Origin of the sequence: Amycolatopsis sp. 195334CR (assembly GCF_017309385.1) — a bacterium.
Lineage (GTDB): Bacteria > Actinomycetota > Actinomycetes > Mycobacteriales > Pseudonocardiaceae > Amycolatopsis.
Genome location: NZ_JAFJMJ010000001.1, coordinates 3,205,192 through 3,229,061, shown reverse-complemented (window position 1 = coordinate 3,229,061; position 23,870 = coordinate 3,205,192). Strand labels below are relative to the sequence as shown.

The 23,870-nt window shown below is 68.9% G+C and carries 22 protein-coding genes; 10 read left to right on the top strand and 12 right to left on the bottom strand.

Annotation, left to right across the window (positions count from 1 at the left end):
- Positions 1-166: 166 nt before the first annotated feature.
- Both rpsI and rplM read right to left on the bottom strand, forming a co-directional pair.
- Positions 167-652: a 30S ribosomal protein S9 gene (gene rpsI / locus JYK18_RS15905; protein ID WP_206802789.1), complete on the bottom strand. Its 486-nt coding sequence runs from the start codon at positions 650-652 to the stop codon at positions 167-169.
- Between the two features lie 14 nt (positions 653-666).
- Positions 667-1,119: a 50S ribosomal protein L13 gene (rplM, locus tag JYK18_RS15900; protein WP_113695922.1), complete on the bottom strand. Its 453-nt coding sequence runs from the start codon at positions 1,117-1,119 to the stop codon at positions 667-669.
- Positions 1,120-1,303: 184 nt separating this feature from the next.
- Here rplM and JYK18_RS15895 point away from each other — a divergent pair, with 184 nt between their 5' ends.
- The 4 genes from JYK18_RS15895 to JYK18_RS15880 are packed head-to-tail and all read left to right on the top strand — an operon-like array spanning position 1,304 to position 4,757.
- Entirely contained in the window at positions 1,304-2,209 is a 906-nt protein-coding gene (locus JYK18_RS15895; protein WP_307795920.1) for a hypothetical protein, read from the top strand.
- Positions 2,210-2,236: 27 nt separating this feature from the next.
- Entirely contained in the window at positions 2,237-3,139 is a 903-nt protein-coding gene (locus tag JYK18_RS15890) for a hypothetical protein (protein ID WP_206802788.1), read from the top strand.
- Entirely contained in the window at positions 3,136-4,032 is an 897-nt protein-coding gene (locus JYK18_RS15885) for a hypothetical protein (RefSeq protein WP_206802787.1), read from the top strand. The genes JYK18_RS15890 and JYK18_RS15885 overlap by 4 nt, the downstream gene beginning before the upstream one ends.
- A 53-nt stretch (positions 4,033-4,085) precedes the next feature.
- Complete coding sequence (locus JYK18_RS15880; protein ID WP_206802786.1) at positions 4,086-4,757, top strand: DUF4333 domain-containing protein; 672 nt, start codon at positions 4,086-4,088, stop codon at positions 4,755-4,757.
- A 60-nt stretch (positions 4,758-4,817) separates the two neighbouring features.
- Here JYK18_RS15880 and JYK18_RS15875 read toward each other — a convergent pair whose 3' ends face one another.
- The 5 genes from JYK18_RS15875 to eccCa all read right to left on the bottom strand — a co-directional run bounded on the left by JYK18_RS15875 (position 4,818) and on the right by eccCa (position 12,052).
- Positions 4,818-5,102, bottom strand: coding sequence for a WXG100 family type VII secretion target (locus tag JYK18_RS15875; RefSeq protein ID WP_206802785.1), 285 nt, complete (start codon positions 5,100-5,102; stop codon positions 4,818-4,820).
- A gap of 49 nt (positions 5,103-5,151) precedes the next feature.
- Positions 5,152-5,469: a WXG100 family type VII secretion target gene (locus JYK18_RS15870; protein ID WP_206802784.1), complete on the bottom strand. Its 318-nt coding sequence runs from the start codon at positions 5,467-5,469 to the stop codon at positions 5,152-5,154.
- Between the two features lie 212 nt (positions 5,470-5,681).
- Positions 5,682-6,062: a hypothetical protein gene (locus JYK18_RS15865; RefSeq protein ID WP_206802783.1), complete on the bottom strand. Its 381-nt coding sequence runs from the start codon at positions 6,060-6,062 to the stop codon at positions 5,682-5,684.
- Positions 6,063-6,065: 3 nt separating this feature from the next.
- Positions 6,066-7,997, bottom strand: a complete 1,932-nt coding sequence (locus tag JYK18_RS15860; RefSeq protein ID WP_307795919.1) for a type VII secretion-associated protein — start codon at positions 7,995-7,997, stop codon at positions 6,066-6,068.
- Positions 7,998-8,044: 47 nt separating this feature from the next.
- Positions 8,045-12,052, bottom strand: coding sequence for a type VII secretion protein EccCa (gene eccCa / locus JYK18_RS15855; protein ID WP_206802782.1), 4,008 nt, complete (start codon positions 12,050-12,052; stop codon positions 8,045-8,047).
- Positions 12,053-12,347: 295 nt separating this feature from the next.
- On the opposite strand from eccCa, the gene eccD reads away from it, so the two are divergent.
- Both eccD and JYK18_RS15845 read left to right on the top strand, forming a co-directional pair.
- Positions 12,348-13,715, top strand: a complete 1,368-nt coding sequence (gene eccD, locus JYK18_RS15850; RefSeq protein WP_206802781.1) for a type VII secretion integral membrane protein EccD — start codon at positions 12,348-12,350, stop codon at positions 13,713-13,715.
- A 23-nt stretch (positions 13,716-13,738) separates the two neighbouring features.
- Positions 13,739-15,418 carry a type VII secretion-associated serine protease mycosin gene (locus JYK18_RS15845; protein WP_307795918.1) on the top strand — a complete coding sequence of 560 codons (1,680 nt, stop codon included), beginning with the start codon at positions 13,739-13,741 and terminating at the stop codon, positions 15,416-15,418.
- 77 nt (positions 15,419-15,495) lie between these two features.
- On the opposite strand, the gene JYK18_RS15840 is transcribed toward JYK18_RS15845, so the two are convergent.
- The 3 genes from JYK18_RS15840 to eccB form a co-directional block, all read right to left on the bottom strand.
- Positions 15,496-16,737: a WXG100 family type VII secretion target gene (locus JYK18_RS15840; protein WP_206802780.1), complete on the bottom strand. Its 1,242-nt coding sequence runs from the start codon at positions 16,735-16,737 to the stop codon at positions 15,496-15,498.
- Positions 16,737-17,051, bottom strand: coding sequence for a hypothetical protein (locus tag JYK18_RS15835; protein WP_206802779.1), 315 nt, complete (start codon positions 17,049-17,051; stop codon positions 16,737-16,739). Before JYK18_RS15835 ends, JYK18_RS15840 begins: the two co-directional genes overlap by 1 nt.
- Before the next feature lie 66 nt (positions 17,052-17,117).
- A complete protein-coding gene (gene eccB / locus JYK18_RS15830; protein ID WP_307795917.1) occupies positions 17,118-18,863 on the bottom strand; it encodes a type VII secretion protein EccB in 1,746 nt (581 codons plus the stop codon).
- A gap of 194 nt (positions 18,864-19,057) precedes the next feature.
- Between eccB and JYK18_RS15825 the strand changes: the two genes are divergently transcribed.
- The 4 genes from JYK18_RS15825 to JYK18_RS15810 all read left to right on the top strand — a co-directional run bounded on the left by JYK18_RS15825 (position 19,058) and on the right by JYK18_RS15810 (position 22,332).
- Complete coding sequence (locus JYK18_RS15825; RefSeq protein WP_206802778.1) at positions 19,058-19,342, top strand: hypothetical protein; 285 nt, start codon at positions 19,058-19,060, stop codon at positions 19,340-19,342.
- Complete coding sequence (gene eccE / locus JYK18_RS15820) at positions 19,312-20,520, top strand: type VII secretion protein EccE (RefSeq protein ID WP_206802777.1); 1,209 nt, start codon at positions 19,312-19,314, stop codon at positions 20,518-20,520. Before JYK18_RS15825 ends, eccE begins: the two co-directional genes overlap by 31 nt.
- The gene (locus tag JYK18_RS15815; RefSeq protein ID WP_113695910.1) at positions 20,517-21,239 is read left to right on the top strand and encodes a hypothetical protein; all 723 of its coding nucleotides are present in this window, start codon (positions 20,517-20,519) and stop codon (positions 21,237-21,239) included. Before eccE ends, JYK18_RS15815 begins: the two co-directional genes overlap by 4 nt.
- A 190-nt stretch (positions 21,240-21,429) precedes the next feature.
- Positions 21,430-22,332: a DUF559 domain-containing protein gene (locus tag JYK18_RS15810; protein WP_206802776.1), complete on the top strand. Its 903-nt coding sequence runs from the start codon at positions 21,430-21,432 to the stop codon at positions 22,330-22,332.
- 1 nt (position 22,333) lies between these two features.
- Here the strand turns inward: JYK18_RS15810 and truA are convergent, their stop codons facing one another.
- Both truA and rplQ read right to left on the bottom strand, forming a co-directional pair.
- The gene (gene truA / locus JYK18_RS15805; RefSeq protein WP_206804256.1) at positions 22,334-23,176 is read right to left on the bottom strand and encodes a tRNA pseudouridine(38-40) synthase TruA; all 843 of its coding nucleotides are present in this window, start codon (positions 23,174-23,176) and stop codon (positions 22,334-22,336) included.
- Positions 23,177-23,241: 65 nt separating this feature from the next.
- Positions 23,242-23,820 (bottom strand): 50S ribosomal protein L17, encoded by a 579-nt coding sequence (rplQ, locus tag JYK18_RS15800; protein ID WP_206802775.1) that lies wholly within the window; start codon positions 23,818-23,820, stop codon positions 23,242-23,244.
- Positions 23,821-23,870 lie beyond the last annotated feature (50 nt).

Genomic DNA, 23,870 nt, shown 5'->3' with positions numbered 1-23,870 from the left:
CACCCGGCCGCGCCCCACAACCTGCTTTTGCCCGCAGAAGCCTGCCGCGGACCTGCTTTAGCCCGCAGAAGCAGGTCAGGGGTGGTGGGCTCGGGAAAGCACGGAAGCGCCCACCCGTATGAGACGGATGAGCGCTTCCGTGGGTTGCTTGCTGCCCGTGGGCAGATCAGCGCTTGCTGTACTGCGGCGCCTTGCGGGCCTTCTTGAGGCCGTACTTCTTCCGCTCCGTGGCGCGCGCGTCACGGGTCAGGAAGCCGGCCTTCTTCAGCGCGGGACGGTCATCAGCGTCGACCTCGACCAGCGCACGGGCGATCGCCAGGCGCAGCGCGCCCGCCTGACCGGAGATGCCACCACCGTGCAGGTTGCCGAAGATGTCGAACGAGTCCGGCTTCTCGACGGTCACCAGCGGCTCGCGGATGAGCTGCTGGTGCACCTTGTTCGGGAAGTACTCCTCGAGGCTGCGGCCGTTCAGCTTGAACTCGCCGGTGCCGGGCACGAGGCGGACGCGGACGACGGCCTCCTTGCGGCGGCCGACGGTCTGCGCGTTGCCGCCGGCGGCACGCGAGGGCTTCGGGGCGGCCGGGGTCTCGCTGGTCGCGAAGGCCTCGGTGGCGCCCTCGTCGGCGACGACGTCGGTCTCGGGGCTGGTCACAGACTGTTCCTCACTCACTGGGCGACCTGCGCGATCTTGGTGATCTCGCGCGTCTGGGGCTGCTGCGCCGAGTGCGGGTGCTCCGGGCCGGCGTAGACCTTGAGCTTCTTCGCCTGGGCGCGGCCGAGCTTGTTCTTCGGCAGCATGCCCTTGACGACCTTCTCGAGCAGGCGCTCCGGCCTGGTGTCGAGCAGTTCGCCGAAGGACCGCTTCCGCAGACCACCGGGGTAGCCGCTGTGGCGGTACGCGAACTTCTGCTCGCGCTTGTTACCGGTGAGAGCGACCTTCTCGGCGTTGACGATGATGACGAAGTCACCGGTGTCCACGTGCGGGGCGTAGGTCGGCTTGTGCTTGCCGCGCAGCAGCGTGGCGACCTCGGTCGCGAGCCGGCCGAGCACGACATCCTCGGCATCGATCACGTGCCAGGCACGAGTGACGTCGCCGGGCTTGGGGCTGTACGTGGGCAAGGGTCTACCTCGTCGTCAACATTGCGTGTGGGTTCTGTGCGGGCCTAGCGCTTACGCGCCGCAGCGCACAACGACATCTGAAGATACCCGCTGGCTTCGGAGAGGGTCAAAGCGGGGGTGTCCGGCCGTGCTCGATACTAGGGTCTCGACGAGGAGACCGCACTACAACCCGGGGGTGAGCGAGGTGAGCGGCACGTTTCGGAGCACCCGCGCGCGACGGCTGGCCGCACTGCTGACCGGCGCCGCGCTGCTGCTCACCGCGTGCGGTCAGGGCAAGGCGGGCACGGCCATCGCCGACGGCGACGACGCGGCCACCTACGTCAGCGAGAAGTTCGCCGAGCAGCTCGGCAAGCTCGGCGACCAGTTCACCGGCGACCGCCCGCGCAAGAACACGCTCGACCGCTACGCCAGGGTCGACGACAAGGACTCCGACTCCACCATCACCGGCGTCCAGCTCGGCAGGCCGCCCGCGCGGCTGTCGACGAACCGGTCGAAGGAGGACCCGGAGGAGTACCTGGACTCGTTCCACCCGGCGGGCAGCGCGGTCGAGTACCTGAAGCTCGGGCCGGTCTACGCCAGCCTCGCGCCGACGCCGTGGGTGTCGATGCCCTACAACGGCGACCAGTACGACGAGTGCTTCTGGGGCGGCCAGCAGGACGTCTGCAAGATGGTCAGCGCGGTGACCGAGGCCACCCAGAGCCCCAAGGCGCGGGCCGCGAAGAGCGCCAAGCGTCTGGACGACGGCACCGTCGAGCTCCACGCCGACATCACCCTGCGCCTGTTCCTCAAGCACCGCGTCGTCGTTTTCCCGCAGAACCTGATCGACCTGATGACCGAGCCGATGCAGGACGAGCCGATCCCGACCAAGATCACCATCGACCCGCAGGGGACGATCAAGGCGATCGAGATGAACGCGAAGATCGCCAAGGACGGCCACGAGGTCGAGATCCGCATGCACTACCAGCACCAGGGCGAGCCGACCGAGCGCGACCTGCCCGAGGTGCCGCCCGAGGCGGAGGTCACCGCGCTCACGACCGAGGCCGAGGTCAACGACTTCTACGACCGCATGGGCGAGATCCAGGGCAGCTGACCAGGGCCGACGAGGGGGAACGAGGAGATGACGGGGAACGCGCGGAGGGCCGCGGCGCTGGCCGCGAGCCTGCTGCTGCTCGCGGGCTGCGCCCAGGGCAAGGCGGGCACCGCCATTCCCGACGGCGACGAGGCGGCGGGCTACGTCAGCGCCAAGTTCACCGAGACCCTCGAGAAGCTGCACGACGACTTCGAGGCGATGAAGCCGCGCAAGGCCACGATGGACCGGGTCTTCCACGTCAACGGCGAGGGCGTGGACGTGCAGATCAGCACCGTCCAGGTCGGCAAACCGCCCGCCGAGCTGGTGCGCAACCACTCGAAGGTCGACCTCAACGACTACACCGACGCCCTCTACCCGGCAACCGGTACGACGAACTACACGCTCCTCGGCCCGATGTACGCCGGCCTGGCGCCGACGCCGTGGGTGTCGATGCCGCGGAACTTCGCCGTCGGGGAGATCGGCGCGTGCGCGACCGGGATGTACCTGACGCCGTGCAAGATGGTCAACGCGATGGTGAAGTCGACCAAGGAGAACAAGGCGGCGAAATCGGCGAAGCGGCTGCCGGACGGCAGCGTGGAACTGACCGTCGACATCACTTTGCGCACCTTCGTCGAATTCAAGATCGAGCTTTTCCCGGACGATCTGATCGCGAAGTTCACCGACGAGATGATGAACACGATCATCGCCACGAAAATAACCCTGACCCCGCAGAACACCGCCTCGAAGATCGAGATGAAGGGCACTTTCTCGGGCAAGTCGAAGAGCGGGAACGACGCCAAGATCGACATCGACTACCTGTTCCAGATCACCGAGGGCGCCACCGAACGGGACATCCCGGCGATCCCCGACGCGTCGCAGGTGACCGTCCTGCCCGACCAGGGCGCGGTCGACGACTTCAACCGCAGGCGCGCGGAAATCCAGGGCCGATGAGCAGGCGACTGCTCGCGGCCGGCGCCGCCACCGCCCTCCTCGTCGCGGGCTGCGCCCAGGGCAAAGCCGGCACCCCCATCCCGGATGGCGACGAGGCCGCGGGCTACGTCAGCGCCAAGTTCACCAGCACACTGGAAAAACTCTACGACGACTTCCAGAGCATGCCGCCACGGAAGTCCACACTGGACAAAACCTTCCTGATCAACGGCGAGGGGATCAGCACCCAGGTCAGCACGGTCCAGGTGGGCAGCCCACCGGCGGAACTGGTGCGCAACCACGCCAAGGACGACCTCAACGACTACATGGACTACCTGCACCCGGCGGGCGAGAAGATCACCTACGCGTTGCTCGGGCCGTTGTACGCGGGCCTTGCCCCCACGCCCTGGGTCTCCATGCCCGCCGAATTCGCCACCGGGGAACTGGGGTCCTGCGTCACCGGCACCTACATCGCCGCCTGCAAAATGGTCAACGCGATGGTCAACGCCACCAAGAACTACAAAGCCGCGAAGGGCGCGAAGCGGCTCGCCGACGGCAGTGTCGAACTCGAAGTCGACATCACCTTCCGCACGTTCCTGGAATTCAAGATCGAGCAGTTCCCGGACGATCTGATCGCGAAGTTCACCGACGAGATGATGAACAACCTGGTCAAGACGAAGATCTCGCTGACGCCGCAGATGAAGGCGCGACAGATCGAGATGACCAGCAAGTTCGCTGGGAAGTCCAAGACCGACAAGGACGTGCAGATCGACGTCCACTACCTCTTCCAGATCACCGAGGGCGCCACGGAGAAGGACATCCCGGCGATTCCCGACGCCGCCCAGGTGACCGCACTGCCGGACCAGGCCGCGGTGGACGAGTTCAACCGCCGCAAGGGCGAGGTGCAGGGCCGGTGACCAGGAGTGACCATGACTGAGAACAAACCGACCGTCGCGCGAGGTGACCGCTCATGACCCAGCCGCCGAACCAGCCGGGCCAGTGGTGGCAGCCCGGCGCGCCGGACCCCCAGCAGCAGTGGGGTCAACAGCAGCAGCCCGGCCAGTGGCAGCAACAGCAACAGCCGCCTCAGCAGCAGCCGCAGTACGGCGGCTACCCGCAGCAGCAGCCCGGTTATCCACCCAGCGGGCCGCAGCAGCAACCGCAGTGGGGACAGCCCCAGGGCTATCCCGCACAGCAACAGCCACCCGTACCGCAGCAGCCGCCCGCGCAGGAGCAGCAACAGCAGCAGTACGGCGGCGGTTTCCAGCCGTCGGCGAGCCAGTACGGCGGGCTCGGCGCGTTCGGCGAGGGAGCCGAGAATCAGAAGAAGTCGAAGAAGAAGCCGCTGATCATCGGCGGCGTCGCGGTGCTGGTGCTGGCCGCAGGCGGGGCGGCCGCGTGGTTCGCCGGCGTCTTCAGCGGGGATGTGCTCGACCCGAGCTCCGTCCAGAGCGGCATCACCACGGTGCTGAAGGACAGCTACGGCGAGCAGGACGTGCAGAACGCGAAGTGCCCGGACAGCCAGGAGATCAAGACCGGCCACACCTTCGACTGCGACGTGAGCGTGGCGGGCCAGCCGAAGAAGGTCACCATCCGGGTGCTCAACGACAAGCCTGAATTCGAGGTCGGCGCACCGAAGTAGGTTGCCGCACAACGCAAAGGGCCCCGACCGGAGTCGGGGCCCTTTGCTACGAGATCATGCTCAGGCGAACATGTTCCCGACACCCTTGTCGGTGTCCTGGTAGCCGTCGGCGATCTGCGGCAGCGCGGTGGCGATGCGGGCCAGGAGGGACTTCATCTCCTCGAGGGAGCGGTTCCACTCGTCCTGGCGCTGGTTCCACGCCTCCATGGCCTCACCGGTCCAGGTTTCGACCAGCGGAGCCAGCTGCTGCTTCAGGTCCTCGAAGCGCTGCTCGAGCTCGCCACCGGTCTTCTGGCAGTCCTCCGCCGCGGTGCGGATCGTCTCGTAATTAACAACGATCGACATTTCTTACCCTCCGTTTTAGTGAAAGTCTGTGGATTTACGAGAGCTGAGATCAGCCGTTGAGGATCGAACCGAGCTTGGAGACCTGGTCCTTGACGTCGGTGTCCTGGGTGTCGTACTTGACACCGGACTGCTGCAGCATGTCGGCGATGTGCTGGAGCGCCTCGTTGATCTTCAGGGTCTTGGCGTCGAACGCCTCCATGACCTGCTGGAAGACGGTGGCGGCCTCGCCGGCCCAGCCTTCGCGGGTGGCTTCGATGTTCGCCTTCAGGGTGGCGAGGTTGGAGTCCATGTCCGCCTTGGTCTGCGACACGTTCTTGTGCGCCTCAGCGAACAGGGTCGGGTCTCCGGTGTAACCGCTGCCAGCCATGTGAGTGGCCCCCTTCGTTAGTGGATGTCCGTACCAAGCTTGTTTGTTTGTACGGACCTACGACGCAGACCTTGCCATGGTTGGTTCCCCTTGTCGCCATCTGTTCCCAAGTAGTTGCTTGCGTTAACGCAGGATCTTGGAACCGACTGGAACCGGCGGTTTCCGATGACCGGCAGGGCAGCCTGGATCCGTTGCGACACAAGGGTTTCTGACTACTTGCGCGGGTCGCCGGGACGGGTTCCGTCCACCCTGCGCATGATTCGCTCTTGCGAAAAGTCCTCGTCTTCTTCACCCACACGAGGCCGCTTCGGCCGTTCCCTCTTGCGAATTGGAACCAATTCCGCGGGCGAAGGCAGATTTTCGACCGGCAGCGCGTTGCGAATGCGAAAGCCGTTCGCCGCCGCGCGCAGCGCTGGGCTGGTCGGGGTGGTGTCGCCCGCGGGCAGGCGGCGGGCCCGGAGCTGCTGCGCGAGCGCGGCGTTCTCCGCCCGGTGCCGGTCGCTGCGAGCCTTCGCCTCCCCGGCGACGCGCTCCGAATGGGTGACGGCGTTCTGCACGGTGGCCCGGAACCGCGCCGCGGCGTTGTCCTCCACGGTTCAGCGCCCCGAGGCCTGGTTGGTCAGCTCGAGGGTGCGCACGATCTGCTCGCAGGCGGGACGGACGCGGTCCTGGAAGCTGTCCGCGTACTGGCAGCCGACGTGAATGCGCACGTCCCCCTTCGCCTCCACGTACCAGTCGACGTACCAGGTACGCACCCCATCAGTCTTGAGCTGGCGATAGTAGATCAGGCTTTTGCCCGCAAAAGCCTGCCGGGGTTCGAAGGTGGGGTACTCGCTGGCGCGGGCGCGCACGGCGGACTCGAGTTCGCTGGTCAGCCTGCCCGGGTCGGCCGAGGCGTCGTAGTTGTTCGAGTACTCCTGCACGACCACCAGGTCCAGGCCGGACTGCGCCTCGGCCGGGTGAAGTTCGACCTTGCGCTCCTCGACCACGCCCCCGGTCTGCGCCCAGTCCGACGGCGCGACGAACCGGTAGTTGTACTGCGCGATCGTCCGGCCGTCCTCACCCTGGTTGAGCAGGAACAGCGTGCCCACCAGCGCCACGACGAGCAGCACCACCGCGCCGACCAGCCACGGCACCCTGCGCTTCCACTTCCCCCGCGAACCTGCTTCTCCCTGCGAAAGCACGGGCTGCCCGAACGGCGGGGACGGCGGCGGGTGCACCGGCTGCGGTACCCGTCCCGGCGGCGGATGCCCGGGCCCCGGTCCCGGGAGCATGCTTTTCCCCGCAGAAGCCTGCGGACGGGGGCGGTCGCCGGGGCGGACGATTTCGGTGCGTTGTTCGCCGAGTGGGCGCAGCGCGGGGGCCCGCATCGGGGTGCCGCCGGGTAGGGCGCCGGTGCGGTCCGGGTCGATCAGCACCGCGCGCAGCGCACCCCGCGCGACCACCGTCTCCGGCTGGTCCAGCGTCGTCGGCACCACCCCGGTCCGCTCGTGCACCAGCCGCGAAACCATCGGGATCCGGCTCGAGCCGCCCACCAGGAAGATCGCCGTCAGCTGCTTCGGCCGCAACCCCGCCTCGTCGATCGCCGCCGCGGTGAGTTCGACCGCGCGTCCCAGCGGAGCCGCGATCAGCTTCTCCAGGTCCTCCCGCGTCACGTGCGCGTCGGCGAAGGGCGGCGGCATCGGCACATCGGTGTACGTATGCCGCGACAGCGTCTCCTTCGCGCCACGCACATCTTGCCGCAGAACCCGACGTCGTCGCCGGTCCGCGAGCTCGCGGCCTTCGACCAGTTGCCGCCAAGCCGCCGGAGCCGAACCTGAAACCAGGCCTCCGACGTGCTCCAGCAGAGCCTGGTCGACATCGGCGCCACCGAAACTCGGGTCGCCGCGCGTCGCCAGCACCTGGAACCCGCCGCGCCGGTCGGCCGGCCCGCGCGGCATCCGCCGGACCACGCTCACGTCCACGGTCCCGCCACCGAGGTCCAGCACGGCGATCGTCTCGCCGGGCCGCCCGCTGAACTCGACCGTCCGCTCCTGGTTGACCTCCGTCGCGGCGAACGTCGCGGCGTGGAACACCGCGGCCGCCACCGGCTCCGGCACCAGCGCCACCTCGTGCGCCAGCCGACCTGCTGCTTGCCGCAGAAGCCGCGTCCGGATCGCGCCCCAGTCCGCCGGGTGGGTCAGCACCAGCAGGTTCACCTCGGCCCCGCCGGCCACCCGCCGGGCCTCGTCGACCGCACGGCGGAGCACCGCGTTCACCGCATCGAGCACGCGGAGCACGGTGTCGCCGAGCAGCAGTTCACCCTCGTCGACGCGCCGCTTCGGGTTGGGCTCGAACCGCGACGGGTCGACCGCCGCCTGCCGCTCGGCTTCCTGGCCGACGAACAGCGTGCCGTCCGGCGCCGCGTACACCGCCGACGCCATCAACGGCTGCCCGTCGACCACCACGACCTGCGGTTCGCGGCCGTTGATCGACGCCACGACACACGTGCTCGAGGTGCCGAAGTCCACCGCGACCCGCAAGGTCACAAACCGCTCCCGTACTCATCCCACCGCACCGGCCCCGGGCCAGCCGATCACTCGCCCTGCAGGAAGGCGACGTGCATCAGTTGCTTGCCGACCTTACGGCTGACCAGCGTGCCTCGGCCCGGCGGCATCTGCGACGGCTTGACGTTGCCGAGCAGCTGCCCCTCGTCCTTGGAGCCGTTCATGATGATGCCCGGCATGGCGATTTCCTTGAGCTTGCCGATCACCGGGTCGTAGGTCGACTTCGCGGCACCACCGGAACGCCGGGCCACGACCAGGTGCAGGCCGACGTCCTTCGCCTGGGCCAGGAACTCCGACAGCGGCTTGAGCGGGTTGTTGGTCTGGGTCACCACCAGGTCGTAGTCGTCGACGATGACGAACAGCTCCGGTCCGTTCCACCAGGAGCGGTTGCGCAGCTGGTCCGGCGTGACGTCCGGCCCGGGCAGCCGCTTCTTCATCGAACCGGCGACGTCCTTCATCATGCCGTCCAGCTGGTTCGACGACACCGCGTAACCGGCCAGCTGGTCGCCCTCGATGAACCCGAGCATCGTGCGCCGGTAGTCGACCAGGATGACGACGGCCTCCTTGGCCGTGTACCGGTCGGTGATGCCCTTGGCGATCGTGCGCAGCAGGTTCGTCTTGCCCGACTCGCCGTCGGCGAACGCCATGAAGTGCGGGTCGGCGTCGAAGTCGAGGTAGACCGGCGAAAGGTCCTCCTCGTTGAGGCCGATCGGCACCAGCTTGGTGTTCCGCTTCGAGTCCTGGGCGAGCAGCTGCTCGTACGGGAACATCTCCGGCAGCAGCCGCACCTGCGGCGCCGGGCGCCCCTTCCACGCGGCCTTGATCTTCGCCACCGCGTCGGCCACCCCGGCACCGACGTTCTCCGGATCGCTCGACCCGTCGACGCGCGGCAGGCCGGTCAGCATGTGCAGCTTCTCGCGGGTGAGGCCGCGACCGGGCCGCCCGGCGGGCACGTTGACCGCGACGCGGCGGTCGATGTCGGACTCGCTCGGGTCACCGAGGCGGAGTTCGAACCGGGTGCCGAGCATGTCCTTGATCGCCGGGCGGATGTCCGCCCAGCGGTTCGAGGCGATGACCACGTGCACGCCGTAGGACAGACCCTGCGTGGCGAGCTTGGTGATCTGCGGTTCGAGCTCGTCGAAGTCGTCGCGCAGGGCCTTCCAGCCGTCGACGATCAGGAAGGCGTCACCGAACGGGTCCTGCTCCGGCTTGATCTCGCCGCGGCGCTGCCGGTTGCGGAACTCGTTCATCGAGTCGATGCCCATCGCGCCGAAGCGGCCTTCACGCTCGTTGGCCAGCGTGGTCAGCTCGGCGACGATGCGGCGCGCCTTGTCCGGCTCGCGGCGGGCCACCGCGACCCCGCCGACGTGCGGCAGGTCGGCGAGCCCGGCGAGCGTGCCACCACCGAGATCGACGCAGTAGAACTGCACTTCCTCGGGGGTGTGGGTGAGGGCCATGGACATGATCAGCGTGCGGAGCATGGTCGACTTGCCCGACTGCGGGCCGCCGACCAGCACACCGTGCCCGGCGGCGCCGGAGAAGTCGGCCCACAGCGGGTCGCGCCGCTGCTCGTACGGGCGGTCGACGATGCCGAGCGGGACCTGCAGGCGGCCGTTGCCGAAGAAGCCGACCGGCGAGAGGCCGCGGTCCTCGGTGGGGTTGAGGTTGGGGAGCAGGGTGTCGAGGGAGCTCGGCTCCTTCAGCGGCGGCAGCCACACCTCGTGCGCCGGCGGCCCCTGGCCGACCAGGCGGTTGACGATGACGTCGAGCTCACTCGGCTCGACCGCTTCGTCCGATTCTGCTTTTGGCTGCTGAATCACGGGCTCCGGCTCGGGCTCCGGTTCCTTCGGCAGCTCGACGAAGTCGGGCACGAACAGCTGCGGCCGCTTGTCCGCGCGGACCACGGTCGCGCCTGGCGCGGCCATCTTGATGCCTGCTGGGCGGTACGGACCCGAGACGTAGGACGCCTTGAAGCGCACCATCGTTGAGGTGTCGTACTTCAGGTACCCACCGCCGGGCACCGACGGCAGCTCGAACGCGTCCGGCACACCGATCGCCGCACGAGATTCCGCGGCCGAAAACGTCTTCAGACCGATCCGGTAGGAGAGGTGCGAGTCGAGGCCGCGGAGCTTGCCCTCCTCGAGTCGCTGCGAGGCGAGCAGCATGTGCATCTGGAGCGAACGCCCCAGCCGGCCGATCGCCACGAAGAGGTCGATGAAGTCGGGTTTCGCGGACAAAAGCTCGGAGAACTCGTCGACCACGATGAACAGGGCGGGCAGCGGGTCGAGGTCGGCGCCGTTCTCTCGGGCCTTCTCGTACTCCCACACGTTCTTGAAGTTGCCGCCGTTCTTCAGCGCCTCCTGGCGCCGGTTCATCTCGCCGGCCAGCGCGTCCTTCATGCGGTCGACCAGCGTGACCTCGTCCGCGAGGTTGGTGATGACCGCGGAAACGTGCGGCGCGCTGTCGAGCCCGAGGAAGGTCGCACCACCCTTGAAGTCGACCAGCACGAAGTTGAGCGTGGTGGACGAGTGCGTGGCCAGCATGCCGAGCACCAGCGTGCGCAGGAACTCGGACTTACCGGAACCGGTCGCCCCGATGCACAGGCCGTGCGGGCCCATGCCCTCCATCGCGGCTTCCTTGATGTCCAGCTCGACCGGCTGGCCGTACTCGCCGACGCCGAACGGCACGCGGTAGCGGTCGCGGATCGGCCGGGGGCGCCAGGCCTGCTGGACGTCGAAAGTCATCGGGTCGCCGGGGATGCCGAGCAGCTCGAGCAGCGACGGGTTGGACAGCAGCGGCTCGTCCTCGTCTGCCTCCTGAGCCGCCGTCCCGATCCGGTACGGCGAGAGTTTGCGGGCTAAAGCCTCCGCCTCGACCAGGCTCAGGGTGTCCGGGCGGCCGAACCACTCGACCCCGCCCGCGCTCCGCGCACCCAGCCGCTCCTCCTCGACGACCAGCCGGAGCCCGCGCCGGGCGGCCAGGTTGCCGATGGAGTCGGACAGGTCGATCAGCGTGACGCCGACCAGGCCCTCTTCCAGGATGATCTGCTCTTCACGGGTCACATCGGCGTCGTCGACCACGATCACGATGTGCGGCTGGTCCGGCGGCGGCGTCGCGTTGCGCGAGAAGCGCTGCCGGTCCCGCAGTTCCTCGTCGAGCCAGGCTTCGATCTGGGCCAGCGAACCGGCCATCATCCGCAGCTGGCCGATGCCGTCGGACAGCGCGGGGTGCTGGACGTGGGGCAGCCACTTGGCCCACTCCCACTCCTCCTTCGCCCGCCCGGCCGTGGCGATCGCGATCAGCACGTCGTCCGGCGAGTGGAAGGTGACCATCTGGGCCAGCGCCGCCCGCGTCAGCCCGCGGGTCAGCTCCTTGTCCCCCTGCATGCTTACGGCCGCGAAACCCCGCAGCGTGATCTGCGTGGGCAGGTCGGGAACGATCGAGTGCGCGCGCACGAACCGGCGCAGCGCAAGCGTGGCGATCGGCTCCAGTTCGTCGACCGGGCCGGTCTGCGGCGGCACCAGGCGAGTGGCCAGCCGGTGCGAACTCCGGCCCACGCGCAGGTGCAGGAAGTCCTGGTCGTTCTGCCTGCGCTCCCACATGCGGCGGCTGGTGGCCAGCGACCACAGCGCCTGCGGATCCGGGTGCACCCATTCGAGCGCGGCACGCTGGTCGACCATCGCCTCGCGGGCCCGTTCCCGCATCTGGCCGAGGTACCGCAGGTAGTCCTTGCGGTCCTCGTTCATCTCGGCCTTCTTCTGACCGCCCCCGCGACCGCCACCGCCCGCCATCATGCCGACGGTGCCCATCACCATCATGGCGCCCATCATCAGCATCATCGGGTTACGCCCACCGAGGGTGAACATGAAAATCATCATCCCGATGGAGGCGACGATCATCACCACCGGCAGCAGCTTCATCACGATGTTGCCGGGGATCGTCCGGGGGACCTCGGGCGGCGGCTCCAGGTGAACCTCGCCACCGGGTGGGCGCGGCGCGGCCAGCCGCGGCGACCGTTTGAACTGCAGCGTGCTCACCGAAGGACCCCTCTTCAACTCGGCGATTCCGGCCGCGAGGCAGACACGGCCGGTCCACACGGTAGCGAACCGGACGGTCCTCCGGGTGAAGACCGCCCAACCTGGCCGGGATCGTGCGAAGTACCCCCACGACCACCGGAAGTGCGTTAATACTAGAGCCGCTCGCCGACCGGGCCGATCCGTTCGGCCACGGGCGGGCGAAGACGGTGACGCGGGCGTTGGGTATAAGTTGCCCGCAGCATTCTCTCTAGGCAGGGGGCATCCAGTGGCGACGGGCACGACGGTATTCAGCAGGGTGACGGTGGTCGCGCCGCGCACCCGCATCGACGTGGCCCTACCGGCCGACGTCGCGGTGGCCGATCTGCTGCCGATGCTGCTCGACATGGCCAAGGAGACCACCCCCGACGGCGGTGCGCGCCACGGTGGCTGGGCGCTGGCCAAGCTGGGTGACGCCCCGCTGGACCCGAGCCGGACGCTCGCGTCGCTCGGCGTGATCGACGGTGAGCTGCTGCAGCTGCGCAAGCGCAACGAGAACCCGCCGCCGCCGCTGTACGACGACGTGGTGGACGCGATCGCGGAGTCCGACCCGGACAGCTTCCGGCCGTGGACCAAGGAGACCGCCCAGCGCATCGGCCACATCGCCGGCGGCCTCGCCCTGTTCTTCGCGGCCGTGGCGCTTTTTGCGGGCGGAAGCTTGTTCGGCGGGAGCGCGCTCGCCTCCGCCATCGCGGGTGGCGTCGGGTCGATCGCCTGCATCGCGCTCGGGGCCACGCTGGTCAAGGCGTACCAGGCGGAGTCGACCGGTGTGCTGATCGCCGCGGCCGGTGGCCTGCCACTCGCCTTCGTCAGCGGTTTCTACATCGTGCCCGGGCTGGGGATCCGGGCGAACCTGCTGCTCGCGTCGGCGCTGGTGCTCATCGTCGCGTCGGTGGCGATCATGGTTATCGGTGCCGGGATCACCACCTTCATCGCCGCGGCCACGGCCGCCGCGCTGTGGTCGATCGCCTTCCTGGTCGCCACCTTCGTCGCGCACCCGATGCCGGGCATCGCCGCCGGCACCGCCGCGGTGTCGCTGGCCTTCATCTCGATGTTGCCGAGGATCACACTCCAGTTGGCGAAACTGCCGCTGCCGCACGTGCCGGGCAGCGCGGAGGAGCTGAAGGAGGACTCGGGCTTCCCCGACTACACGGCCATCGAGCGCCGCACCGCCGTCGCGCACAACTACATGACCGGCCTGCTGATCGGCTGCGGTGCTACCGCGGCGCTGGCCTCGATCATCACCGCCACCTCGCCGAGCATCTTCGGCGTGATCATGGCCGTGGTCGCCACCCTCGTGCTGCTTCTGCGGGGAAGGGCATACGCCAACGGCAGCCAGGCCGTCGCCCTGCTCGCCACCGGCATAGCTTCTGCGGGCGGAATCCTGTTGGGCTGGCTCTGGACCGAAGACGGCATGGGCAGGCTGATGTTCGTGGCGGGCACCCTGGTGCTGGTCGCGGCTGGTGCGCTGGTGGTCGGGGTGATCTTCCCCGGACAGCGCTTCTCACCGCCGCTTCGCCGCACGGTCGAAATCATCGAAGCGATCTGCATCGCGACGGTGCTGCCGCTCGCGCTCGCGGTGATGGACCTGTACTCGACGCTGCGCCACATCGACTTCCCGCGCTGAGCGGGAACCTTTAGGGGGAAGAAGTGCGTTCGTTCGGAACACCGTCCCGGCTGGCGACGGTGCTGCTCACCGCCACCGTCGCGGTCCTGGCCCCCGGCCTGAGCCCGCTGACCGCGAGTGCGCAGCAGGGGACGCCGCCCCCTGGCACTCCACCGGGCACGGCGCCGCTGGTCCCACCGCCGGTGGACCTGGGCAAGCTTCCGTCCGCGACGAACAAGCCGGACAAGAACTACGTCAAGAAGATCCAGTGCGTCACCCGCGACCTGGACAACAACATCCCGCTGCCCGACATCCCCTGGGCGCAGAAGTACCTGCAACTCGACAAGGTCCACGACCACATGCGGGCGGCGACCAACGGGCACGTCGGCATGACGCCGACCGGGGAGATCATCCGGGTCGCGGTGATCGACACCGGCGTGACCGAGCACCCGGCGTTCGGCCAGCCGGTGCAGTCCGGCGGGGACTACGTCAACACCGAGGGCCGCGGCCTGGAGGACTGCGACGGCCACGGCACCGAGGTCGCGGGCATCATCGGCGCCCGCAAGCAGGACGACATCGGGTTCATGGGGGTCGCCCCCGACGCGCAGATCGTCTCCATCCGGCAGTCGAGCCAGAACTACCAGGTCGACGACAAGCCGGAGCCCCCACCGGCGGCTCCGCCGAGCGGCGAGTCCGGCCAGCCGTCCGGTTCGCAGCCGCCGCCGTCGGGCGGCGCGGGTGAGGAGTCCGGCACCGAAGAGCCCGCCGAGTCGAGCGGCACCGCCGGTGCCTCCGCCTCGGACACCGTGCCCGGCCAGGGGAACCAGGGCCGTCAGCAGGGTGGGCAGGGCGCCGGGAACCTGACCACGCTGGCCCAGGCGGTCCGCACCGCCGCCGACACCGCCGGCGTCCGCGTCATCAACATGTCCGTCGACAACTGCCGACCTGCTTCTGGCGGCGGAATCACGCCGGAGGAGCAGGCGCTGCAGGCGGCGGTCCGGTACGCGGTGAACAAGGACATCGTGGTGGTCGCCGCGGCGGGCAACACCTCCGAGGCGTGCAAGCAGAACAACCAGCCCGACCCGAGCAAGCCGATCAACATCGTCAGCCCGCCGTGGTTCACCGACGACGTGATCTCGGTGGCGGCGATCGACGAGACCGGCGGCGTGGCGCCGTTCAGCGTGAACGGGCCGTGGGTGACCGTGGCCGCGCCGGGGACGCAGATCATCTCGCTGGACCCGTCGAAGAACGCGCGGATGGGCGACTTCGCGAACCAGACCGTGGAAGGCGAGCAGGTCCTGCCGATCCAGGGGACGAGTTTCGCGTCGCCCTACGTGGCCGGGCTGGCGACGCTGATCAGGGCGAAGTTCCCGAACCTCAACGCGCGGCAGGTGATGAACCGGATCACCACGACCGCGCAGCACCCGGGCTCGCGCACCGGGCGCGACCAGTTCGTCGGCTACGGCGTGATCAACCCGATGGCGGCGCTCACCGCGGTCATCCCGGGCGAGGACAAGATCGCTTTGTCGACCCCGCTGGAGCAGAAACTCCCCGTCCCCGTCGCCCTCCCGTCGGACCTTCCGCCCGCAAACGACGGTGACCAGGCGCCGATGATCGTGGCCCTCTCCGGCGCCGCCGGCGGCGTGGTGGCCCTGCTGATCACCCTGTTCGTGGTGCACACCGTGCGCCGCAACCGCCCCGCCACCCCCAACAAACCCGCCTAACGCCCCCGGGTGACCTGCTTCTGCAGGCAAAAGCAGGTCACCCAGCCCGGGCGAGCCTGCTTTTGCCCGCAGAAGCGTCAGGTGCCTTTGTCGGGGGACTTCCGGACTGGGTCTTCGCCGAGGACCGGGGGCGCGACCTGCTCCGGCTTGCCGAACAGGTCCGCGGGGTCGGTGGTCGCCCGGGTCTTCACCCGGTGCTCCTGATTACCCCCCTGGCCGCCGCCTCCCATGCCACCCATCCCCATGGGCATCATGCCGCCCATCATCGGGGACCCGGTGGTCGCCGCAGCACCCCTCGACGCAGTAGCACCGGGGTTCGCTGCCACCGGCTCGGCGGCCGGCGGCGCTCCCGCGGACACCTGGTTGCCTGGCGACGGCGCCGACGGCACAGCGGTGTCCGCGCCGAGCGCCCCGGCACCGCCGCTGGCGGCGTTCTCGTTGCCGCTACCGCCTCCACTACCGCTGGGCGGCGCGGCCGCCTTTTCCGCGGGCGCGTCCGTCTTCTCAGCAGTCGCCGCGGGCCCACCGGGCGCCGCCACCGCCGCTGCGGGCTCGGCCGGGGCGTCCTTCAACGCGAACTTCTCGCCGGGGAACTGGCTCTCCATCGCGACGCTGCGCGCTTCGGCGTCCTTGCCCTCGACGCCGTCACACAGACGGGCGAATTCTTCGAGCACGTCCCGCACAGAATCGTGGAGGGCCTGTGTGGACTGCTGCACGTCGATGAGGTGATTCCTCGCCCGCTCGGTGCCGCCCACCGGCAACATCGCGGACTCGGAGGCGACTTCTGCGGCATCAAGCACGACGTCGATCATCGTGCCGGTGATCCGCTCGATGGCGTCGGCGGTGTCGTCGAGGGCGTCGGCCATGGTGGTCATGGCCTCCTGCGCGGCCTCGCTGGCCGAGTTGATCTTGCCCATGTACGCCACGAAGGCGTCCGCGTTCTCGCCTTCCCAGCCCGCATCCACCTTGCCGAGCGGCTCCGCGAGCTCCTTCGAGATTTCGCCCGCAGAAGCCGCCGCCGCACGCCAGCGCTCTGCTTCTGCCCGCATTTCCGTCCATTGACCGACGACGGGCACGAGATGCGCCTCGACGATGTCAGTGACGCCCAGCTGCTTCGACAGCTCGGAGAGGAACTCGAGGTGCCCACCCTTGCCTTCTGCCTCCGCCGGTGCAGGCGGCGCCTCCACGGGCCGCTGTGGCACCTCCGGCGCCCCAGCCGGATCCTGCTTTTGCCCGCTAAAGCCTGCGACTGCGGCGGGTGGGGCGGTGGCGGCCCGCAGGCCCTGGAAGACGTCGGGCTCGGAGTTCGGGGTGCTCATCAGGACTCCACCGCCTTCTTGAGCGTGGAGACCGCCTCTTCTTCGCCGCCGCCGTGTTGCCCCGCGACCTCACGCAACGCTTCTGCGGCCGAAAGCAGGGCGTCGCGGCCGTCGGCGAGTTGTGCGTGTAGGGCGGCTGCGGCGCGCGCGTACGCGTCCGCAGCCCCCGCCTCACGTCCCAGGACGCCGAAGTCCTCACCGGCCAGCGCCTGGCCCGTCAGCGCGCCGTGCGCAGTGTCCAGGTTCGCCGCGGCGTCCTCCACCGATCTCGCGTAATCGGCGACCACCTCGGCATCGACCTTGAAACCCGACACAACCACACCTCCGGACTCGCTTGCCGACTTCTGCGGTGTGACGACGGTTCCCGGCCGACGGTTCCGTCAGCCGCCCGCGCCGCCGGCCTGCGGAGCCGAGCTCGGGAACGAGCCCGCGTTCGGGTCCACCGGCACCGAGTCGTAGGTCCGCTTCGCATCGTTCACGTTCAACGTCGTAGCCGCCGCCGGGAGCAGTTTGAGGATGTTCTCCGGCGCCGGCGCCTGCGGGTCAGGACCGAACAGCGCCTGCGCCGTCGGCAGGTCCGGCACGCCGTACCGCAGCCCGAGGTCGGACACCAGCGAGATCGGCCCCGACGTGAACGAGTCCTTCGACTGCGCCGACCGCACCACCGCGGCCCGGCCCGGCTGCATGTAGAAGTTGTCGATCTTCATGCCGTCCGGCGTCGCCTGGCCGACCGCGACCGGCGTCTGCCGCGCACCGTTGGCGTCCTTCGGGAAGGGCACCTCGTTGCTGACGTAGACCGCGGTGCGCTCGTCTTTGGTGGCCCCGTCGCCCTGCGTCTTCCAGCCGAGACAGGTCGCCGGCGTGCCGCTCTTGATCGGGTCCAGGATCTCCGGCTTCAGCTTCGGGTAGGTGTCCACCTTCAGCGCCTCGGGCGCGCCCGGGAGGACCCGCTTGACGTTGGCGATCTGGTCGAGGTTCACCGTGCGAACCTCCTTGTTCTGCGGGACCGAGGTGTTCGTGGTCCGGATGATGTCGCCGGCCACCTCGGTGATCTCCTGGATGCCGGTCGAGTGGATCACCCAGAACTGGGTCGGCGCGCCGGACGGCTGCGTCTTGAACACCGCGCCGATGGGCAGGCTGTCGATGTTGAAGCCGCTGGTGGGCGCGCCCGCGTTCTGCACCCGCTGCTCGTTCAGCTGGTCGACCTCGGGAATGGCGTTGAGCAGACCGGTCGAGATCTTGCGGCCGTTGACCGTCACACCCAGGGCCGCCTTGACGATATTGCCCGGCGCGAGCCGGGCCTTCACCACGCTGGCGTTCGGCTGGTTCGCGTGGTTGGCGAGCCGGTAGACGAGGTAGGTGGCGGCGTTGTCGCCGGTGACGAGGAGGGCTTCGCGGTCGCCGAGTTCGCGGCCCATGCCGTCGGTGCCGAGGTTCGAGACGCCGGCGAGCACGCTGGTTTCGCGGGAAGCCTGCTGCAGACCCACGTTCTCCGGCTGGTTCGGGTCGATGCGGAGGAAGTCGCACACCGCCCAGTTGTCGGAGATGCGCTGGTCTTTATTCGGCAGAAGTTGAGGCGCGTTGATGATGCCCTGCTGCCGACCGCGGGGGATGTCCTTCAGTTGCTCGTCCGGCACCACCGCGGGCTCGACGAGCTTGGGCGCGGAGCCTTGCTGCTGACCGGCCTGCTGCCCGTCCGCCGGCGCCTGCTGTTGCTGACCGAGCAGCATCAGCCGCGCGGAGGCGAGGTTGAAGGTGGGGATCAGCTTGGTCGGGTTCTCGGTCTTGACGTAGATCTGACCGGACTGCTCGCCGATGACTATGCCCGCAGAAGGTGGCTTCGGCGCCGGCTTGATGAAGCCGAAGATGATGAACCCGAGCATGCCGATCACAGCCAGCACGACGCCCACGATCGTGGCACGCGAGTGCGTCCGCATGGGGTCGTGGAGCATGACGGCGTCCTTGCGGACCAACGCGGACTGCATCCTGCGCAGCACGAACTGATATGCCTGGACCTGAGACTTTGTTGTCGGTGTTGACGGCATTCTCGACCTACAGCTCTCCCACTCGCGGTACGGTTCCGCAGGATAGCCGCACGGGGACGGCTGGTGGTTGGTTTCTACCAACTCCGGCTAGGGTTCGACACTCCGGACTGGCTTTCCGGCGCAGTTGCAAGCACGAGGGGAAGAGAACGAGCGGATGTCGGTCACCACTCCTCCACGTCCACCTGGACCTCCGGGGCCGCCTCCGGGTTCGCCACCACCTCCGCCCGGCGGCCGTCCGCCCGGCCCGCCGCCGAGGCGTCCGGGGGGCCCTGCCGGTGGACCTGGTGGTCCCGCCGGACCGCGAGTTCCCGGTGGACCGGGCGGACCCGGTGGGCCTGGTGGACCGGGAGGTCCTGGTGGTCCCGGTGGCCCGGGTGGGCCCCGCGGTCCCGGTGGCCCGGGAGGCCCCGGGGGTCCGGGTGGACCTGGTGGCCCCGGTGGCGGTCCGCCGCCCGGCCCGCCGCCGCGTCCCGCTGGTGGTCCGCCGCCCGCCGCTCCGGTCCGGATCGGTGCCGCCCGGCGTCGTGCGATGGGGATCAACCTCGGTCCGCTGCCGGTGATGAACCTGGTCGTGGTCGAGGTCGGCCTGGCAATCGGGCTCGTGTTGCTCGCGATCAACGAGAAGCTGCTGTACGTCTCCATCGGTGTGACGGCCGTCGCGCTGGTGATCGCTTTCCTGCGCTGGGGTGGGCAGTGGTTCACCCAATGGGTTGGTCTCAGCCTGCGGTATTCGATGCGCTCGCACAGCCGAGTGGCGAATCCCACTCCGCCGAGCAGCATCGAGTCGATCGCGGCCGCCGAGGACGCGGTGACCGGTCCGGACGACCCGCGGGTGAACCTGCTGCGGCTGGTCGTGCCGGATCTGGTGGTAGCGCACGGGGTTGACCACGAACGGCAGCAGGTCGGTCTCGCCTGGAACGACGGGACGTGGACCGCGGTGCTGCTGGTCGAACCGGCACCTGCGCTGATCAGCCAGGCCGGCGGGGCGCCGAGCCTGCCGCTGTCCGCCCTGGCGCCGTGTCTCGAGGACCGCGGTGTGGTGCTGGACTCGATCCAGGTGATCTGGCACTGCTACCCGGGTAGTGCGGCGCTGCCGTCGGACTCGCCTGCGCTCAGCTCGTACATGGAGGTGCTGGGCCCGCTGCAGGCGGCCGCCCGGCGGACGACGTGGGTGGCGATCAGGCTGGACCCGCGGCGCTGCCCGACGGCCGTGCGGGAACGTGGTGGCGGCGTCGTGGGCGCGCACCGCGCCTTGATCGGCGCACTTTCGCGGGTTAGGAACGCTCTCGAGTCGCAAGGCGTCCCCACCCGCCCCCTGGACCCGGACGAACTGCTCCGCGCCGGGCTTTCGGCCGCAGAATTGACCTCGGTCGCCGGCTCAGGCACCCGCGTCGGCCTCCAAGAGCGCAAGGACAGCGTGACTTCTGCGGGCATAGGCCATGCGAGCTACGCGATCAGCGGGTGGCCGAAGGGCAAGATCACCGGCACCCTGAACGCGCTCAGCAGCGTGCGCGCCCTGTCCTCGACGATCGCCATGTCCATCTCGCCTTCTGCGGACGAAGGCAGGATCGGGCTCCGCGGTGTGGTGCGCTTGAGCGCGCGAAACCCGCGCGAGTTGGATGTCGCGTCTGACCGGATGAAGGCCATCTCCGACCGCCTCAACATCGACCTCACCCTGCTGCGCGGCCGTCAGGTGTCCGGCCTGGCCGCCACGATGCCGATGGGAGGCACGGCATGAGCACGCGAATGCGCGACGCCGGCCAGAACATCGGCGTGGCCCCCGAGTTCTCGGTGGACCCCGCGATGCTGGACGCGGTCAGCCCGTCCGGCGACCGCGGCGGCATCGTCCTGGGCTCCGGTCTCAAGGACGAGCCGCTGACCATCTCGGCGCTTCGGTCAACGCCGACCAGGATCGTGCTGGTGGGCGGCCTCTACCTGGCCCGGCAGGTCGCACTGCGGGCGATGGCGGTCGGTGCGTGGGTCGTGGTCGCCACCGGTCGTCCCACGGCGTGGCAGCTGCTCGCGAAGGCGGCCGGGAACCAGCCGAACGGCCGCCCGTCGCCGCTGGTGCAGATTCGACGTCTGTCGCCGGTCGAGCTTCCGCGGCCTTCGGAAGACGCGCCGCTGCTGGTGATCACCGACGGCGGCCCGACCCCGCAGGACCTGTTCCCGCCGCGTTCGCCGTGGCAGACGACGGTCTACGTGCTGCCGTACCTTCACCCGCAGGCCGGAGCCACGGCGAACGCCGCTGACCTGGTGCTCATGCAGCGTCTCCCGATCGGCCAGGCGGAGCTCGCGGCGCGCATCTGGAACCTGCCGCCGCAAATGATGCGGCAGCTGACCACCCTGAAGGATGACCAGGTGGTGGCGCTGGGCCGCAACCTGTGGCGCCCCCTGCGCCTGGTCACCACCCCGAAGGAACAACAACTCCTCGGCCCAGTCCGCCGAGGCGACTAACCACCACCCGGGCGGGGCATGCTTCTGCGGGCAGAAGCATGCCCCGCCCGGCTTTGCCCGCAGAAGACGCCTCATCGCCGCGTAGCACGTTCGGCGTGGGGTTGTGGATTGTTTCGGGCGTTGTGGACAAGTCGGGTGCGTTGGGCGTGATTGGGCCGGTTCTGTCGGTGCCGCCTCGCAGGCTCCGATCATGGCCAAGAAAATTGTTCTCGACCCGTCCCTGAAAGACGTCTTCCGCGGTTCGGCTGCCATCGCGGCTGGCTTCGTGACCAAAGCACAGCTGCAAGGACCTCGGTTCAGGCGGCTGTTCCAGGACGTTTACGTCCGCGCCGAAGCCGAAGTCACGCACGAGCTCAGATGCCGCGGAGCAACCCTGCGAGTACCGCCGGAAGCCGTGCTGACCGGCCGCTCGGCGGCCACCATCCGCGGCGCGAAGCTCGCCAAGCCCTACGACCCGGTCGAATTCGTCGTCCCCGAGACCTCTCGCTTCGGTCCGGTAGCCGGGATGCGCATTCGACGCACGGATATCCGGCCAATCGAATCGAAGCGTTGGGCGAACGCACGAATCGCGCGACCAGTCCGCATCGCCCTCGACCTGATCTTCCGCCATGCGCCTCGCCTGCGAGGCACCGTGCGCCGCCTGCGCACGGCCGTACCCGACCTCGACATGTTCCTCCGACGGATCAGGATCAGGCTCGACAAGCTCAAGGCCGAGTGCCGACGGCGAAGGAACTGGGGCGTGCGCCTCGGTCGCCTGGCCCTTGAATTCGTAGACACCAAAGCAGAATCGCACCCCGAGTCCGAGCTGCGAGTAATCATGCAGTGCGGCGGTCTACGCCCCACGACCCAACTGAACGTGCACGAGAACGGCGAGTTCATCGGCCGCCTGGATCTGGCGCTCGAAGAAGACAAGTTGGCTGTCGAATACGACGGCCGAATGCATGACACTGCCGCGCAGCAACGCCGCGATGAGGAGCGCCGACAAAGGTTACGAAAGGCAGGCTGGAAGTTCGTGATTGTGCGCGCGGAGCATCTCGCTACCGATTACCAAGAGATCCTGAAACGAATCCAGCTGGTTCGAGCTGGCAGCTGAACTACGAAACTGAATCAGGCGTCCGGATGTTGCGCGTCTGCTCGGCTCGTTGGGCCAGCTCGGCGTCGGGCGGATAGTCGACGGCCACCAGGGTCAGCCCATGGGCGGGTGCGACCGCGCTGTCTCGTACGCGGGACTCCAGCTGCTGCCCTGGCCAGCCTGTGTCCTTGCGACCGTCTCCGACCTGGAGCAGCGCACCGACGAGGCTGCGGACCATCGAGTGGCAGAACGCGTCCGCCGAAACCTCGACCTCGACCGCGTACTCAGCCGTGCGACGCCAGACCAGCCGCTGCAGCTCTCGAATCGTGGTGCCGCCCTCTCGCTGCTTGCAGAACGCGGCGAAGTCGTGGAGGCCGAGCAGTTCGGCCGAGGCCTCGTTGAGGCGGTCCACGGACAACGGACGGCCCCAGGCGAGCGTGTCGTACCGGCGCAGCGGGTCGACGCCCCAGGGGGCGTCTGAGACCCGGTAAAGGTAGTGCCTGCGGGCCGCGGAGAACCGGGCATCGAAGCCGGGCGGAGCCACCGTCGCGGCGAGCACGCGCACGTCCGCAGGCAGGTGCCGGTTCCAGCGGTGACGCATGCGCTCAAGATCAGGAATCCCGCGCTCATCCACCGGAACCCGCGTGTTCATGCTTTTGCCCGCAAAAGGCTGCGCGTCGAGGTGGAGGACTTGGGCGGAGGCGTGGACGCCGGCGTCTGTGCGGCCGGCGACGACCACGGAACGGGGGACGGCTACGCCGGGCGGTTGCTTGGCGAGGGTGTCCTCCAGGACGCCCTGAACAGTGCGCCGACCTGGTTGTTTGGCCCAGCCGGAGAAGTTTGTGCCGTCATAAGACACTTCCAGGCGCAGACGGACGAGCCCGCCCTCCCCAGTGGGGGTGGCGGGCTCGTCCGGGGTGTTCTCAGCCGTCAGGACTCGTCCTTCTTGGCGGTGCTTTCGCCCGCAGAAGCAGCCTCGTCGGTGGCTTCGGGGGTGTCGGCGGGGGTCGACTCGGGGGTGTCCGAGGCCTTGTCGGTCTCGGGGGCGTCCTCGTCGGCCTTGGTCTCCTCGGCCGGGGCCTCCGCGGTCTTCGGGGCCTCGTCCTTGGCGAACTTGGTCTTGCGCGCGGCCTGCGCCTCGGCGGTCACGGTCTTCTCCGCCACCAGTTCGATGACCGCCATCGGGGCGTTGTCGCCCTTGCGCGGCATCGTCTTGGTGATGCGGATGTAGCCGCCCGCACGGTCCGCGAAACCGGGACCGATCTCGGCGATCAGCTTGTGCACGACCGACTTGTCACGGATGACCTGCTGGATCTGCCGGCGGTTGTGCAGGTCGCCCCGCTTCGCCTTGGTGATCAGCTTCTCGGCCAGCGGACGCACCCGCCGGGCCTTCGCCTCGGTGGTGGTGATCCGGCCGTGCTCGAACAGCGACGTGGCCAGGTTGGCCAGCAGGTGCCGCTGGTGGGCGGCCGACCCGCCGAGACGGGCTCCCTTGGTGGGGGTGGGCATCGGTTCTCCTAGTTCAGCTTCTCAGCCACGGAACCAGGTCGCTCCGATGC